This is a genomic window from Streptomyces barkulensis (genome assembly GCF_002843305.1).
In the GTDB taxonomy this organism is placed as follows: Bacteria; Actinomycetota; Actinomycetes; order Streptomycetales; family Streptomycetaceae; genus Streptomyces; species Streptomyces barkulensis.
Genome location: NZ_PGSG01000098.1, coordinates 17323 through 33362 on the forward strand (window position 1 = coordinate 17323; position 16040 = coordinate 33362).

10 protein-coding genes and 2 pseudogenes are annotated in these 16040 nt (G+C 70.0%); 6 read left to right on the top strand and 6 right to left on the bottom strand.

The window, feature by feature from the left end:
- Positions 1 to 543 precede the first annotated feature (543 nt).
- The gene (gene mobF, locus CUT83_RS31410; RefSeq protein ID WP_277347755.1) at positions 544 to 5268 is read right to left on the bottom strand and encodes a MobF family relaxase; all 4725 of its coding nucleotides are present in this window, start codon (positions 5266 to 5268) and stop codon (positions 544 to 546) included.
- A gap of 1103 nt (positions 5269 to 6371) precedes the next feature.
- Between mobF and CUT83_RS20415 the strand changes: the two genes are divergently transcribed.
- The 3 genes from CUT83_RS20415 to CUT83_RS20425 all read left to right on the top strand — a co-directional run bounded on the left by CUT83_RS20415 (position 6372) and on the right by CUT83_RS20425 (position 8183).
- A complete protein-coding gene (locus tag CUT83_RS20415) occupies positions 6372 to 6851 on the top strand; it encodes an HIT family protein (protein WP_101257297.1) in 480 nt (159 codons plus the stop codon).
- A 383-nt stretch (positions 6852 to 7234) separates the two neighbouring features.
- Entirely contained in the window at positions 7235 to 7840 is a 606-nt protein-coding gene (locus CUT83_RS20420; protein ID WP_101257298.1) for a hypothetical protein, read from the top strand.
- A 43-nt stretch (positions 7841 to 7883) separates the two neighbouring features.
- The gene (locus CUT83_RS20425) at positions 7884 to 8183 is read left to right on the top strand and encodes a hypothetical protein (RefSeq protein ID WP_240958524.1); all 300 of its coding nucleotides are present in this window, start codon (positions 7884 to 7886) and stop codon (positions 8181 to 8183) included.
- Between the two features lie 550 nt (positions 8184 to 8733).
- On the opposite strand, the gene CUT83_RS20430 is transcribed toward CUT83_RS20425, so the two are convergent.
- Genes CUT83_RS20430 through CUT83_RS30375 form a run of 3 tightly spaced genes read right to left on the bottom strand, consistent with a single transcriptional unit; the run spans position 8734 to position 10171 of the window.
- A complete protein-coding gene (locus CUT83_RS20430) occupies positions 8734 to 9477 on the bottom strand; it encodes a hypothetical protein (RefSeq protein WP_101257299.1) in 744 nt (247 codons plus the stop codon).
- On the bottom strand, positions 9474 to 9989 hold the full coding sequence (locus tag CUT83_RS20435) for an RNA polymerase sigma factor (protein ID WP_101257300.1): 516 nt from the start codon (positions 9987 to 9989) through the stop codon (positions 9474 to 9476). The genes CUT83_RS20430 and CUT83_RS20435 overlap by 4 nt, the downstream gene beginning before the upstream one ends.
- A gap of 26 nt (positions 9990 to 10015) precedes the next feature.
- Positions 10016 to 10171 carry a hypothetical protein gene (locus CUT83_RS30375; protein ID WP_165869677.1) on the bottom strand — a complete coding sequence of 52 codons (156 nt, stop codon included), beginning with the start codon at positions 10169 to 10171 and terminating at the stop codon, positions 10016 to 10018.
- Positions 10172 to 10600: 429 nt separating this feature from the next.
- Between CUT83_RS30375 and CUT83_RS20440 the strand changes: the two genes are divergently transcribed.
- Positions 10601 to 11451, top strand: a protein-coding gene (locus CUT83_RS20440; protein WP_420882509.1) for an IS5 family transposase whose coding sequence is annotated in 2 segments (ribosomal slippage) — positions 10601 to 10949 and positions 10949 to 11451 — 852 coding nt in all. Because the reading frame shifts where the segments join, the coding sequence is not laid out codon by codon here.
- Positions 11452 to 11463: 12 nt separating this feature from the next.
- Here the strand turns inward: CUT83_RS20440 and CUT83_RS20445 are convergent.
- Positions 11464 to 11814: a hypothetical protein gene (locus tag CUT83_RS20445; RefSeq protein WP_101257301.1), complete on the bottom strand. Its 351-nt coding sequence runs from the start codon at positions 11812 to 11814 to the stop codon at positions 11464 to 11466.
- 94 nt (positions 11815 to 11908) lie between these two features.
- On the opposite strand from CUT83_RS20445, the pseudogene CUT83_RS20450 reads away from it, so the two are divergent.
- Together CUT83_RS20450 and CUT83_RS20455 are read left to right on the top strand one after the other, a co-directional pair.
- Positions 11909 to 12771: pseudogene (locus CUT83_RS20450) on the top strand (IS5 family transposase).
- 72 nt (positions 12772 to 12843) lie between these two features.
- Positions 12844 to 14083, top strand: a pseudogene (locus CUT83_RS20455) (IS701 family transposase).
- A 751-nt stretch (positions 14084 to 14834) separates the two neighbouring features.
- On the opposite strand, the gene CUT83_RS31090 reads toward CUT83_RS20455, so the two are convergent.
- Positions 14835 to 16040: DUF2637 domain-containing protein (locus CUT83_RS31090; protein ID WP_241524816.1), on the bottom strand; the 1206-nt coding region annotated here is incomplete at its 5' end.

A 16040-nucleotide genomic window follows, 5' to 3' on the forward strand; every position in this document is an offset into this window, starting at 1 on the left:
CCTCGACACCTCGACCGAGCCGGGCCGAGGGACCGAGGACCCGTTCCGCTGAAGGCGGGACGCGGAACACGGCCGGGGATCGCCGGTTGGCCAGACCGGCGACCCCGCGGACCATTGACCGTCCCGCCGCCGAGGAGCCATCCGGGGCATGACTTCAAGGTGGGGCAGGCTGTGCTGGTGGGCGGAGTTGCTACCCCGGCCGTTCGGCGTGCCCAGAACTGGCCGTCAGCCCGGCTCCGGTGTACAAGCCACATCAGCCTGGCCCTGAGCCTTCTCCCCTGGTGACGCTGAGGGCGATGTCCTGGTCACGTCTCACTGGGTGCGTGACCTTGATGCTCGCCTCGGTATTCCGGCAGGTGTTGGCGAGATATCGCCGCACTCGCGTGTGAGCCGACCGCAGGGGATGTGCCGCGGTTGCCTGTGCCGCGGGTTATCTGCGCCGCGCTGTCTTACGTTTGCCGCCCCTGCTTCTTTGAAGAGGGCTGAGCGCGGCCGGAGGGTGCTCGGCTGGGCCCTGCGAGGAGGCGGGCGGTGGGTGTGGGGTCACTGCAGCCCTTGCCTCCGGTGCCCAGGGAGCTGGTGGCCTGGTTGGCGCGGGTCGGGCTGGAAGTGCTTGCGCGGTGGCGTGGTGGAGGGTGGGGGCTCGGTGCGGGTGAGGGCGGTGCGAATCCGTATCTGTTCCAGCCGGCGCTCGATGCGGGCCCGGGTGTACAGGTCGATTGCGTCGGTCAGGTGGTCCCATTCCTCGCCGGCGAGGCCTGCGGGGCGCGGGCCGAGGATGTCGGGGGTGGTGAGCTGGTGACGGCGCCGGTAGTCGTTGATGGCGGTGATCAGTTGCGTGTAGGTGCGGTGTTCGGTTTCGTCGTCCTTGGCGGGGGCGGTGATTTCTTCTATCCATGGTTCGGGCATGGCTTTGCCGGTAAGGACTGCGGTCAGTGCGCTCCGGGCCAGGCGGGCATTGTGGGCAGCGTGGCTGGTGGGGGCGATTCCGTACGGGTCACGTGGGGCAGGGTGGTCGGGCAGCGCCCCGCTGAGGGGCAGGTCGTTCAGGTGTGCGTCGGCGGCAGCCAGGATGCCGGCGGCTGTCGCATCCGGTGGTGGGGTGTGCCGGGCGGGGCGGCTGCGGCCGCGCAGGACCCGGATGCGGGCGGCCAGGTCTTCCCAGGCTGCTGCGCCGTCCGGATCGTCGGGGCGGGGGCCGATCCCGGGCACTGCGGTGATGGCGCGGCGGGTGCGCCACAGCTCGACCAGGGCGCAGGTGTGGGCCCAGGCGGCGCGGCGACGGGGGGCAGTGGCCGGCGGTACGGGACCCAGGGGTCGGGCCCAGGCGGGCGGGTGGCCGGCCAGGGTGTGGCCGCGGTCTTTGAGGGAGCGGGTCAGGATGCGGTGGCGTTCGGCCAGGTGGGTGCGCCAATGGTCGGGGGTTGCGGGGTGGACCAGGGCGTGGCGATCGGCGACCCAGTCGGGGATGTCGCCGTGGTGGTTGGGGCGGTGCGGGGGGTGGTCGGGCAGCGTGTCGCGTAGCCGTAGTTCGGCATTGACCCGGGCGGTGGTGGCATCGGCGTGGGCGAGGGCGGCTTTGGCGTTGTTCAGGCGGTCGGCGGTGGCGGCACGGCGGTCGTTGATGGTGCGGCGCGTTGCCGACAGGGGTTGTGTGTCCGCTGGTGTGTTGTTGGCGGCTTGGTCGCGTTGGTAGTCCTCGCGGGCCCGTTCTCGCCAGGGCAGGGCGCGGCGCAGTGTGGTCTCGTGGTGAAGGTCGGTGAGGGTATGGCGGGCCGTCTGGGATAGGGGTGCGCCGATGCTCTGGGCGTGGCGGAGGGCGGCGCGGGCTGTGGCTGTCTGTGCGGCGAGTTCGGTGGTGGTGAGCGGGCCGAGGGGCCGGTCGGGCCAGGCTGGGTGGGTGCGGCCGTCGGGGGTGGTGACCGGGGTGGGCAGGTGAGTGGTGGCCGCGTCCGCGGCGTGGAGTGCTTCTTGGGCGGCGGCCCGGTGTGTGGACGCCAGGTGGGCCATTGTTTCGAGTCGCTTCAGTGACAGGCGGGCCAGGGGGTCGTGCCGGGCGCTGGTCTGGGCGCGCTTGGCGTCGGCCAGTAGGTGGCGCAGCCGCCAGGCCAAGAGTGCGGCGGGGTCGTCGGCGCCGTCCAGGTTGAGGGGGCTGGCGGTGGCGCGGTCGATCAGGCGGGGCAGGTCGAATCCGGCGCGTTCGGCGTCGGCCAGGGCGCGGGTCAGGGCGGGATAGGCGTCGGCGGCCAGGAACGCCGCGGCGCGGTCGGCTCCGAGGGTGTGCTCGAGGACGCCGGTGAGGCGGGCGGTGGTGGCGCGCTCGGACGCGTCGGCGAACTCGGCGGCCAGCTGTCCCGGTGCGGCGACCGCCTGCTGCAGGGCGGCGATGGTTTCGGTGGCCGACAGGTGGGTGCGGCGGCGCGCGGCGATGGTGGTCAGGACGTCGTCGAGGCGGTCGCCGTCGTCGAGGGCGACGTAGAGGCGGTTGGTGCGCGCGCCGCGGGTGAGCTGGACGTAGACGCCCTCGCGGGTGGAGGCGGGTGTGGCCAGGGCGTGGGAGGTGTCCACGGTCATGCCCTGGGCGCGGTGGGCGGTGGAGGCGTAGCCGAGTTCGCCGTGGTCGGCGAGGTAGTCGGCTGGCAGGCGGATGCGGCCGCGGTGGGTGGTGTGGCGTATGACCGCGTCGCCGCCGGGCAGGATCTTCTCGACCGTCCAGGTGTCGCCGTTTTTGACGAAGTCCTTCCCGCCGCGCACGGTCATCCGCCGCCGGTTCAGGCGGGTGACGATCACGTCGCCCACGTGGGCGCGTGCTCCGGCGCGCAGGGCGGTCGCCTGGCGGGGGTCGACGGCGCCGGTGGCGATGCGGTGGGCCTGGGCGCGGGTGTTGAGGTCGGCCACGGCGGTGTGGTCGGCGGCCGTCATCAGCGCGGTCCGCCCGCGGGCGGTGTCGCGCTGCCAGCCGGTGAATACCGCGTCGCGCATCGCGCGGTGGGATCCGGCGGTGACGCGGCCCTTGTTGCGGTACCAGGTGAACGCCTCCTGGGGGGTGTCGCTGTCGCGCAGCAGGAGGGAGGCGTCGGCCTCGCCGGGGGTGCGGAAGCGGTGCAGGCGGTCGAGTTCGACGGCCCCGCCGGCGCGGGCGATCAGCCGCAGCGCTCCCCCGGCCTCCACCGCGGCGAGCTGGTGGACATCGCCCAGCAGCCGCACCACCGCCCCGGCCGCGGCGGCGTCGGCGAGGACCGCGTCCAGCAGGCGGGTGCCGGCCATGCCCGCTTCGTCGATGAGAACGATGTCGCCTCGGCGTAGCCGGAAGCCGTTCTTTGCTGTCTGGCGGCCGTTGGTGGCCTGCTGGCGCTGGTGGAGCCAGGCGTGCAGGGTGTGGGCTCGCTGCCCCAGGTCCTGGCCGAGGGCTTGGGCGGCGCGGGCGGAGGGTGCGAGCGGGATCAGGGTGCTGCCGGCTGCGTCTGCTGCGGCGGCCACCAGTTTCATCGCTGTGGTCTTCCCTGCGCCTGCGGGGCCGAGCCCGGCCAGCAGGAGCTGGTCGGACAGGGCGAAGGATCGGGCCAGGGCGCGTTGCCTGGTGTCCAGCGGGCCGCGGTGCAGGGCGGCGACGCGGTGGAAGGTGCTGTGCGCGACGGGCGGGATGACGCGGGTGCGGGTGGCAGCCAGCAGCCGGTTCTCCGCCGCCAGCAGGGACCTGGTGGTGTAGGTGGTCGAGCCGATCGGCCGGTGGGTGCCGGTGCTGCCTGAGGGGACTGGCTCCGGGTATGGAGGGTTGAGCTGGGGCGGGGTGATGTCCAGGCAGTCGGCGTGGGCCAGGGCTTGGTCGGTGATGGCGTCTGCCATCTGCGGTGAGGCTGTGGTGCCGCCGAGGGTGCGCATCAGGTGGCGGCGTGCTTCGGCCAGGATGTGGCGGCGGTGGAAGGTGGTGCGGCGCTCGGATACTGCGGCGAGAACTTCTTCGGCCGCCGCGGACGGGTCGATGTCTGCGGCAGGAGCTCGGCGGGAAGCTGCGGCCTGCGCAGTGGCAAGGAGGTGGTCGACTGTGGCGCGGTCGGTTGAGGTGATCGCCCGGCTGCGCCAGGAGGCCAGCAGTTCGTCGAGGGAACGGGCGGTGCGTTTGGCCGGGCGGGTCATCAAGGTGGCCTGGCCCTGCAGGCGTATCCGCATCGAGGTGTTCGGCTCCCGGCCATGGCGGTGCCGGTGGTCGGTCAGCAGCCGGTCGGCCATGGTGCGTACCGCGGTGGCCCGCTGCGCGAAGAGTGCGCGGATCCGGGGGTCGATGCCGGCGATTTGCATCACCGGCTTCTTCTCGGGGGTAGCCTCGACCGTCTCGGTGGCCAGGCCCAGGCGGGCACAGAGCAGTTCCAGGGCTCGCTGGTTGAACAGTTCGCTGGCGGCGACCACTTCCCTGTACAGCAGCCTCGAGTCCAGGTTGCGCCATCGTCCGTCCGGGCCCTGTACGCGGGGGCTGATGACCACGTGTTCGTGCAGCATCGGGTCACCGGCGCGGGATTCGTAGTGCAGGTACACCGTGGCCAGCAGGCCCGGTTCGGCTCGCTGCTGGGTCACGCCGCCGGGGCCGGTGCGCACCGCGAGCGCGCTGTTCTCCAGCCAGGCCACCGTCTCCGCTCTCGCCTGTTTCAGGACCTCCAAGGCGACCTGCCGTACCTCGGGGCTCCCCAAAGCGAACAAGATCGACAGCTCCTCGCAGGAGAATGTCAGGTCGAAGCCGGTGCGGGCCTGCCGCTGCGGTCCGGTGCGCGTGGCGAGGAAGCGTTTCAGTTCGGCACCATCGGCTGGATCCCGGTGGTGTTCGGCCATGAACGCGTGGGCAGCGGTACGCATCCGCAGGTCCTTGGTCTCGGCCTTCGTCAGCGGTCGGCACAGCTGCCCGGCCGCGTACTCGAGCACCTCCTCGACCGCACGGTCCAGCGGCGAGAGCTCCGACAACTGCGGCAGTGCGGGACCGAGCTTGGCCGCCTTCATGGCCTGTTTGAGCGAAGCGCCTCGGGCCAGCTCCCGGTCCACGATCGCTTCCGCGTCCGGATGCAGGCCTTTACCGAACAGAGCGTTCATCTGCGGCTCGCTGACCTCTCCGGCAAGCCCCAGGACGCGGGCCGCCTGCCCGTGCCACTCCCCCGGCGGCACCCCCGGCACGCTCGAGGACGTGGTCGGCTCGCTGCCCCGAGCGCCATCGCCGGCGGCGATGTTGCGCTGGTAGTAGCTGTGCCCCTTGGCCGTGATTCCCTTCACTGTCATTCCCATCAGGCCAGTCGAGCACTACCGACCGCGCCCATGCGGCCTCCGTCGGTGTGCGCCCAGCGAACTTCCCAGGGTCCTGGAGAGAATCTTGGAAAGCGTCCCGCTACCCGGGAAAAGCACCCTCCAGCAGGCGGCGCGTCAAAGGTGCCAGAGGTGTGGCAGGTCCGCTCCCCAGGCGGGGTGTCACCTCCTCCCCGCCGCGGCAAATCTTCCTCCCTCTGCCTCACGACCACCGCCAGCGGGTGCCCTCCAGCACGGCACCACCGTCTATCCGCCGGAGTGAAGCCGGTGCCCGATATGGGCCGCCGATCGGTGGCCGTCCTTCACGCAGCTGCCCGGCCCCACCCTGGTTCGCTCCTGCACGGGAGCGTGGTCGACCGCCTATTCGCCTGCTGAAATCACTTCGCTCGTCATGTGGTCGAGCCGGATTGACGTGCCGGTGGGTCGGTGGAAGGGGCATGCCGAAATCGACCAGTTGTGGCCAACCGTCGGCCCGAGCCTGGCTGAGGCTGTTGAGCTTGGCGGTGACGGCGTCGAGGCTGACCTGGAGTCCTTCGACTTCGCCGAGCCAACCGTTGTCACGTGCTCTGCGGATGCGCTCGCAGAGGTTGTAGGTGGTTTTGTTGAGCTGGCCGTGCTGGCGTGGGTCGATCTGGGGTACGGGGCAGCGGTCGGCCCTGCACTCGCGTGCATGGTCCTGTATCCAAGGTTGAGGTGGCTGAGTACCGGGGACCAGAGGGCAACGTCGTCGGAGCAGTAGTCGTCCTGGTATTCATGGTGCCTCGCTGCAGGGACCGGTGGTTTCAGCCGCCCTATCAGCGTCGCTCGATTCGGTCGGTGAGCTGAGCTGGGCTGTTGTGGCGTGTTCGGTACGGGCGACCTTGTCAGGTGCGAGTTCTTGTAGTCCTTGCGGGAGCGGGACGCCTCTTTGTGCATGACCGGCTCCTTGAGCCGTTCGGACAGCGACAGGTGCGGCGCCTGATGAGGATGAGGATCTTTGGGAAACGGCCGGGGCTGCTCCTCGCCTTACTTGCCTGACCTTTGAACTGTGCGAGGAGGGTGGGATCGAAGAGCGGTCCTTGATCACCGGGATGTAGGTTCTGGGCATGACGGGTGACTGGCGGATGGATCGGATCGGGGCCGCGCTGAGAGGCGAGAACCCGACCGTGCTGCGACGGTTGGCATCGGGGTTCGCGGTGATCGGAGATGTTCAGTTCCTGCCGGGCTACTCGGTTCTGCTCGTGGACGAACCGGATGTGCAGCGGCTGTCTGACCTGCCGAGGGCGAAGCGGCTGTCGTTCCTGTCCGACATGGATCAGCTCGGTGAAGCGGTCGAGCGTGCCTGTCGGCGGCTGGACCCGGCTTTCCGCCGGGTCAACCTGGAGATCCTGGGGAACACGGATCCGTTCTTGCACGCGCATGTCTGGCCGCGGTTCGAGTGGGAGCCGACCGATGTGGTGGGCAAGCCGGTGTGGCTCTATCCGCGGAAACGGTGGAGCGAGGAGCAGTTCAGGCTTGGTCCGCAGCATGACGTGCTGCGGGATGCGATCGGCAGCGAGTTGGACTGGCTGCGGTCGGTGATGTGACTGCTGCGGGCCCGGTGATCGGTGACGGTCAGCCGATGCTTGCTGGAGACGTCTGAGCGGGACGATGTCGGCGACGTGGTTGGGTACCAGGCCGTAGCCGACTACCGCGACCAACTCGCCCGCGAACGCCGCAAGAAGCTCCGCGTCGCCTGACCCAGAGGACGCGGCAAGACAAGCTGTCCACGGGCAGTCGTGTGGCATGGGCGAAGTGCCCCTGGGCCAAGAGCATGCAAGCCGACCGATCGCAGCATGGGTGGCCGTTCGGCTTCAGGGCCGGATGCGCGCGGGTGTGGAAGTCGCTCGAGGCATTGCGGTTACCGCCCGCGGGCGTTCCGCGGTTTCCATGAACCGGCCGACGGCCCGCCGGAACAAGGGGGAGCATCGTGATCTCGGACTACCAGCAGCGGTTGCGTGAACGCTTCCTGTCCGTCCCCGAGATACCCCCGCCCCTCCCCTGGCGCCCGGTCCTGGACCGGCGGAATCCGATCGGTGGCCTGCTCGGCATCGGCTTCGCTACCGCTCCTGGTACCGGGGGCGATCTGGTCATGGTGGTCTCCATCGACGGGCACGGGCTCTTCGACGCCGCTACCGGGGAGAAGATCGCCCGGGACCGCGACCCCGACCCCGACGGCAGTACCCCCGACGCGGTGGCGGATCTGTCCTGCCCCGGCCTCGGCCCGATCGCCGGGACCCGGGTGCGTATCGCCGGGCTCTTCGGCGGCGGCCTGCACACCACCACCCTCGACGGCTGGAGCCTGGAGGTTGTCAGCCCCGCCTGGCCCCACCACCGCGTGCTGCTCTCCACAGGCGGAGGGATGCCTCACGACGGGCCGCACGGCGAACGCTGGTGGCACATCTTCGACTCCCACTACTCCGAGCTGCGGGCCGCCGGATTCTCGCCGTCCGGACGCACCCTGGCCGTCGCCACCAGCAGCGACCTGACGCTCTGGACCCGCCCGGCCCCCGACACCGGCCCGGCCGGCGCATGACCCGCGACGGCCTCGCTGCGCTGCTCGGCGAGCAGACGACAGCATGCGGACCGGCCCGCGACGCCCTGCACGCCGGCGGTGCCTTCACCGTCTGGGACGGCCGGTCCCCGCCCATCAGCTCGCCCACATCTACCGGTCCCGGCTCCGTCGCACCCGCAAGCGCGGCCAGCCGACGCTGGCCCTCGCCGCCACCGTCGACCTCCTCGAACAGGCCGGGGAAGAACTCCTGCGCATCGGCCGCATCGACGCGCCGGACACCCCGTGGACGTTCCTGCTCTTCCTCGATGCCGCGGCCACCACGGTGGTGGCCTGCACCGGCGTGGCCCCACGAGAGAACAGCTGACCAGCCCATGCCAGGCGGACCTCCCGCAAAAGGCAGGATGCTTGCCCGGCATGGCAGCAAGCCACCCAGGCGACAGCTGCCGTGCCCCGGCTCACTCGGTCTGAGCCGAAGCACGGCAGTTGTCACCGGCTCCGGCGCTCCGTCGGCCGCCTGAGCTGTACGCAACTCCGTCGGCCGACCCTGCGCGCTCCGCCCCGTGATCATGCTTCGGCGAGCATCGCTGCGGACGCCTCGGGTTGGCCGGGTAGTCGGTCGGCGTTCACCAGACCGAGCAGTGGCCTCGTCGCCGGCCGCAAAGGGGCCACACCGACGCCTGCGTTGCCGAACCGGATGTCGCGATCGCCGCAGCCTGCCTCCGCCTTCCCCGCTCCGGGTGCCTCGGCCAGGCCTGCCCCCCGGCTGACGCCCACGCGCCACTACCTCCGCGAGTGTCGGCACCCACCCACGTGATGGTGGGTCCCGCCGGGCAGGGCACGTCGACAGGGGGCGGTGTGCAGGGCTCGTGCGGGCAGGGGGCGTCACCTTGCGGGGCGAGCGGTCGCGTCCGTGTTCACGGACGCGGGCTTGCGCTCGGGGAGCAGGGCTGCGGCGGGCCGGCGGGGGTGGGGGCGAGGCCCAGGAGCGTTTCGATCCGGTCGACGAAGTCCGGGTCCGGCAGCGGTAGGTCGACGTCGTTGTCGAGGTAGCCGACGGCGGCCGGAACGTAGGCCAGGACCGCGGCGAGCGGCTCGGGCAGGCCCTGGTGCTCCTTGAGCGTGCGCAGTGCTCGCAGTGCCACGGTCCGTTCCACCTCGGTGAGGACTTGGCGCATTGGTGCGACGGTGAGGTCGGCCTGGGTGTACCACCAGTGGGCCTGGCCTTCCTCGCCCAGGGCCTGGTGGTGGAGGTAGAGGCAGTAGGCGGCCCGGGGGTCGCCGGCGCCGGCGGCGTACTGCCACCAGAACTGGGCGCTGTCTGCGGCGCCGGCCAGATACAGGATGCTGCCCAGGACGGCGGCGGCCCTCGGTTGGGGGAAGGACTGCTCGAGGAAGTCGTGCAGTTCGTTCATCGCGTCCGGCCGGGTGATGACGATCTCGCACAGGGCACGCAGGTCCGCGGCGAAGTCGTGCGCGTTGCGGCGCTGCCGCCCCTGCGGCCGGGGAAGCGGTGTGCCGCTGGTGCGTCGCTCTGGCGGGCACTGCCGGTAGGCGAGCCGTGCGGCCAGGCGTTCCTCGGCGGCGTCGAGGTCGGCGGAAGTGTACGGGGCGGTCGGCTCCAACCGGGCCTTGGCCAGGAGGCGGTGCACGTCGGTCACGGCTGCTCATGCCTTTCTTCGGTGAGTGCGTCGCGCAGGCGGCGCCGGGCATAGCGTTCGGTCGAGCGCACGCCGGCTTCGGTGATGCCCAGGTGTCCGGCGATCTCGCGGTTGCTGTAGCCCTCGTAGTAGCGCAGCACGATCACGTCACGCTGCCGGTCGGAGAGGGCGGCCACCGCGCGGGCCAGGGCGAGGCTGTCCTCCAACTCGCCGATCGGGTCGACGGCGTCTCGCAGGGCCGTGGTCTCGAAGGCCAGGGTGTTGATCAGAGTGGAGCGGCGGCCCCGGGCGCGGGCGTAGTCGATGGTGCGGTGCTTCATCACTTGCCAGGCGTAGCCGGCCGGGTTGTCCGTGGCCAGGACCGTGCTCCAGGAGTCGTGGAGTTTCTCTATGGCCTCGTCCACGGCCTCTTCCGCGTCCGCCCGGTTGCCCAGGTACCGTTCCGACCAGCGCACGTATACCTCGCGGTGCAGTCGGTGGAATGCGGAGAAGTCCAGCGGGATCAAGGCCATCGGGGCTGGGCTGTGCTGTTCGTCTGTCACCGCGTCCCCCCGGTGCGCTCACGGCTGAGCTCGGTGACGCCCGCCCTCACCCCCGCCGCGGCGGCGCGGCGCAGCAGCACCAGCACGTCGCGGCCGAACGTCCGCACCAGGAGTGCGGCGATCGCCAGATCCCTCGCGTTGTCGAATGTCACGGGACCGTCAGGTCCTTTCCGATCGATGTGCCCGGGACCGCCCCCCTCGTCCCCGGGAGGGCACTGGTGTGCCCTCTGTCACCCATAGCGTTCACGGACGGTGGTGTGTGCATCACACGAAACGAATAACTACGGAACGAAATCGATCCGTTACTTTGAATAGTCCGACCGCATATGGACCACGCCGCGCCCGGAGAGGCTCCGCAAGCCCTCACGAACACGGCACGCGAGGGATGGAAACTTCGAACAGCCGGAGAGCGGGCACCAAGCCCACCGCGCGCCTGACCGCCCTGACCGTTCGCGGCCACCTCACGTCCCTCCGCGATCGGCACGAGCCGACCGGCAGGAGGCCATCCCACGACCCGCGCCAGGCGCGCACCCCTGCCCAAGTCGCCTAGGGCGTTTCTTTCCGATCATCGGATCGTTGGTCTGGTCGTGCCGTTGACCGACGCGCAGTGGGCGCGGATAGAACCGTTGTTGCCTGATCGGACGCCGCGACGGGGCGGTCGGTGGCGTGATCACCGCCAGGTGATCGATGCGATTGCCTGGAAGTTCCAGACCGGGTCTCAGTGGGTGCACCTCCCCGCCGAGTACGGCTCGTGGAAGGGCGTCTATACGAGGCTGAGGAACTGGGCCATCGATGGCACCTGGGAACGTGTCTTCACCGCGTTGCTCGCTCAAGCGGATGCCGACGGTGACCTGGACTGGGTCGTCGCGGTCGACTCCACGATCGTGCGCGTCCACCAGAACGGCGCCGGGGCCCGCAAAAAGGGGCTCCGGCCGCTGAGCCCGCCGACAACGCGATCGGACGCTCGCGTGGCGGGTTGACCACGAAGGTCCATCTCGCCGCTGACAGTCGCTGTCGTCCGTTGTGCTTCGTGCTCACGCCCGGCCAGGCCGGAGACGCGCCGGCATTCGAGCACGTGATGGCTGCCATCCGGGTCCCGCGTCGAGTTGGTAGGCCCAAGACCAGGCCCTTCGCGGTGCTGGCGGACAAGGCATACTCGTCGCGAGCCATCCGGGACCATTTGCGACGACGCGGAGTACGGGCTGTGATCCCGCAGCCTGCCGACCAGATCGCCAACCGCAAACGCAAGGGCCGCGGCGGCGGGCGCCCGCCCGGATTCGACCGCGATGCCTACAAGCAGCGCAACACCGTCGAACGCTGCATCAACCGCCTCAAGCAATGGCGCGGCCTGGCCACCCGCTACGAGAAGACCTCCACCGTCTACCGTGCCGGTCTCCTCATCGCGGGCATCTTCCTCTGGTCCGCCCGCTGAAGAACATGCAGCTCACGACCGAAGGCACTCTCCCTGTGGATCGAAGCAGACGAGGCCGTGCTCGCGGGCCAGTGCAGCGGCGAACTCGGATACTTCCTCGGCTTTGCCATAGGACATGAGCAGGTACACGATCGGGCCCGATGCCTCGTCGATGACCGGGGGCGACGCCCACACGACACTGTGGTCGACGTCGTCCGGGTATCGCGCGACGAGGGCTTCCACGTACGCCACGATGCGCGGCGCCGGAGGCACGGCGACATCGTCCGACTCCAGGTAACGCTCGTAGAGCTCGTCATACGTCGAGCTCGCAGCACGGTTGTCGAATGGACGGTCGCCGTCCCACACAGCAAGGTCGTAGCTCACAGGCGCATCGTCGCAGGCAACACTGTCGCTGCCATCAGCAGGTCCTGCGATCTCTCTGTCAGTGATCCGTAAGAGAGCTCCTAGGCAGTTTCGTTTGGATCAGTCGGTCGTTGGTCCGGGTGTGCCATTGACCGACGCGCAGTGGGCGCGGATCGAGCCGTTGCTCCCGGACCGGACACCGAAGCGGGGTGGCCGCTGGCGGGACCACCGCGAGGTGATCGACGCGATCGCCTACAAGTTCCAGACCGGAACGCAATGGGTGCATCTGCCGGAGAGGTACGGCAACTGGCGCGGTGTCTACAACCGGCTGCGGATGTGGGCCGTCGACGGCACCTGGGAGCGGGTCTTCACCGCGCTGGTGGCCCAGGCCGACGCGGACGAGGACCTGAGCTGGGCCATCTCGGTGGACTGAAACCATCGTGCGGGCCCACCAGCACGCGGCCGGGGCCCGCAAAAAGGGGCCCCGGCCGGGGAGCCGGACGATCACGCCATCGGCCGGTCCCGCGGCGGACCGACCACGAAGATCCACCTCGCTGCCGACGGCCGCTGGCGTTCCACCTCACCGCCGGCCAGGCCGGTGACGCGCCCGCCTTCCCCGAAGTCATGGCCCGCCTGCGCGTGCCCCGCCGCCGTGGACGGCCCCGCACCAGGCCGGAGGTGGTCCTGGCCGACACGGCGTACTCCTCCCGCGCGATCCGCGAACACCTGCGCAGACGCGGCATCCGCGCGGTGATCCCCGTCCCGGCAGACCAGCAACGTCACCGACTACGTCGGGGCAGCCGGGGCGGCAGGCCACCGGCCTTCGACCGCGAGGCTTACCGGCAGCGCAACACCGTCGAGCGGTGCATCAACCGCCTCAAGCAGTGGCGCGGAATCGCCACCCGCTACGAGAAGACCGCCACCATCTACCTGGCCGGACTCCACATCGCAGGCACCTTCCTCTGGTCCGCCCGATGATCCAAACGAAACCGCCTAGTAGTGCTTCGTTACGTCGGGTGATCTCGGCTGGCGGTGGGCACCTTCCTGTGCATGAAGCTGGGAGAGGTGGAACGGCTCCGTGATGAGTTAGCGGAGTTCGTTGCCGACGTGTTCGCCTCGCTGCCGCGGCGGGACCAGCGGCAGTGGGGCGCCTGTTATCTGCGGGGCCTGATGCTGGACGGGCGGCGCAAGTCGATCCAGCCGATGGCCCAGCGGCTGCCGGACGGAAACATGCAGGCCCTGCAGCAGTTCGTGAACCAGTCGCCATGGGACCCGCTGCCGGCCAGACAGCGGATCGCCGAGCGGCTGTCCGAGGCGATCACACCCGAGGCGTGGGTGGTCGACGACGTGTCGTTTCCCGAGTGCGGCACCGCGTCGGTCGGGGTGGCCCGTCAGTACTGCGGAGCCGTCGGCAAGCGGGCGAACTGCCAGGTCGCGGTCAGCGTCCATGCCGCCACCGACACCGCCTCCTGTCCGCCGGACTGGGAGTTAGTTGTACCTGCCGCGCGAGTGGACGGACGAACCGGACCGCTGCCGCGGGGCAGGAGTGCCCGACGACGTCGTGCACCAGGAGAAGTGGCGTCTCGCCCTCGGCCTGCTCGACACGCTCACCGGCTGGCAACTGAAGGCGCCGGTCGTGGTCGCCGATGCCGGCTACGGCGTCAGCACCCCCTTCCGGCTCGGTCTCCAGCAACGGGGGCCGTCCTACGTGGTGGCGCTGGCCGGGAAAGAAGTCGCCCACCCGGCGGACGCCCGGCCGCACCAGCCCGCCTACGGCGGGCTCGGCCCACCCACGCTGCCGCGCTACCGCACCCCGCCGCGCACCGTCTCCGCCCTCGCGGCCGAGATCACCGCGGACCGGTTCACCGAGGTGACCTGGCGCCACGGCAGCAAAGGCGCGATGACCTCACGGTTCGCGGTGCTGACCGTGCGGCCGGCGGGTAAGCAGTCCCTGGCCGCGGCCCAGAAGGCGGGCGGCGGCCGCAGCCGGTGGAACGGAGCCCTGCCCACCCAGACCCTCCTGGTTGAGTGGCCGGACGGTCAGGACGCACCGACGAGCTACTGGGCATCGAACCTGCCCGCCACCACTCCGGTCGCTGACCTGGTGCGGTGGGCGAAGATGCGCTGGCGGATCGAGCACGACTACCGCGAACTCAAGCACGGCCTCGGAGTGGACCACTTCGAAGGCCGCACCTGGCGCGGCTGGCACCACCACGTCACCCTTGTCACCGCCGCCCAGGCCTTCCTTACCCTGCGGCGGCTCGACCCCAAAGTCCTCACACCGGCCTGACCTTCTACGGGGTCCTCGATGTTCTTCAGGGCCTGCTGAGGTGCTGGGCCGGTATCTGCACCACCTGCGGACGACCGCTACCCGCCCAACAAAGCCGCCGCAGACAGCACAGAACCTAACGAAGCACTACTAGGGGGTGCGGACTCGCGGGATGCGCCGGTGCCTGTCCTCGCGGGGAGACGGCATCGTAGGGGTCGCTTACGGGGGTGGGGCGCGAGGCGAGTTGGGGGTGACTGGCCACGGTCCGGTTCGGGGCCGGGTGAGCGGTGGCCAGTGCCGTAGCTGTGCACTGGTTGTTTCGGTACCGGCCCGCGGGGTCTGCCTGCGTTGGCCTATAACAGCCCTGGTCCTGTGGTCCCTTCTGGCGGGGAGTTCCGGGTTCTTTGGCTCTGCGGCTCGCGACTTGGATGTTCTTGGGGTGGTGCGCGGCCGCTGCCGCAAGAGGGGGATGGTGGCCCCTCGGAACTGCTTGGTCTTGGCCGAGCGCACCGGATGCCGGCCTGCAGTGGGGATGTGTCGTTTGCCCTGCTGCCGGCCTCGCTGGCCGGGGCTGCCGTGTGGCCGTGGCGCCGGGAAGGGCCGCATGGCGCATTGGCGAGGGCCGACTGGCGGGCTCTGGCAGGTAGTCCAACGACGGCAGGTCCCGCTGGCCGTTCTCTTGAACTTTGAACCGTTCGGCCAGTTCAGCCCGCGTCGTTTTGCGGCCATTCCAGGGGACATTCCGGCGGCTGGTGTTAGAAATGGCCGTGCTCTACGGTTCTGAGACCATTGGCCGACTGTGTTCGGTGGCGTTATCGCCCCTTCCTGTCGCCGAGTCTTGCTTCTTGGCCTGTTTCACCAGTCGGCTTGCTGTGCGGTTGGGGATCTGCAGGCGTCTTCCTGCTTCTGCTCCGGTGAGGTCGGGCTGGGCGCGGAGCAGTTCTTGTATTTTACGGTATCGCTCATCTCTTTCTTTTTTGGGGATGTTCCCTCGCTTGTGGCGATTTGAAGTTTCTCCTGTCTCTTCGCGTGGTTTGCTTACCGCTTTCTCCGCATGGTAGGGCTCGGGCACGGGGGCGCTGCACCTGTGAGTTTGCGCTTTCGGTGCGGGGCTGTGGGGGAAGTTTTGTGTTTTGTTGGGAGCGGTGGCCTGCTCGCCGGAATGGGGCTGGTGATCGCCGTCCTGGACGCCGCGGTTGTTTGGCGTGGTGTCGGGTCGGGGCGTGAGGGGCTTCGGTGGTTCGCCGCGTTGTTCGTGGTTGTCAAAGCTGTGGGGGCGGGTGGCTTGAGCAGCCGGGGTGCCTTCATGTACGGGCGGCGTGGCCGGCGCCTGGGGCTGGCTTGCTATGCGTACCTGTCTGGGCGGTGCCGAGGCATGTTGGTTCTCTGTGGAGGCTTGCTTGTTCCCCATGAAGACCACGGGTTCGATGCCCGCGGCGGCCAGCCCGGCCGGGCCGGTCTCCGCCAGCGGCACCCCGTACCGGGCCAGCCGCAGCGGCATCAGCGCCTTCACCGGCGCCCGCCGCTTCCAGCCGCGCCCGTAGCGCGCCCGCAGCCGCGCCTCGTAGATGAGGCGGTCCTGCTCCATGCGGATCACCTGGTCGTAGGAGCGCAGCTCCCACAACTTCATCCGGCGCCACAGCCGGAAGGTGGAGGGGAAGGCCAGCAGCCAGCGCGAGATCCGCACGCCCTCCATGTGCTTGTCGGCGGTGATGTCGGCGATCCGGCCGACCGCGTGCCGCGCGGCCTCGACCGCGACGACGAACAGCACCGGGATCACCGCGTGCATCCCGACCCCCAGCGGGTCGGGCCAGGCGGCGGCGCCGTTGAAGGCGATGGTGGCGGCCGTCAGCAGCCAGGCGGTCTGCCGCAGCATCGGGAAGGGGATGCGGATCCAGGTCAGCAGCAGGTCCAGGGCGAGCAGCACCACGATCCCGGCGTCGATGCCGATGGGGAAGAACGGCGCGAAGCCGCCGAA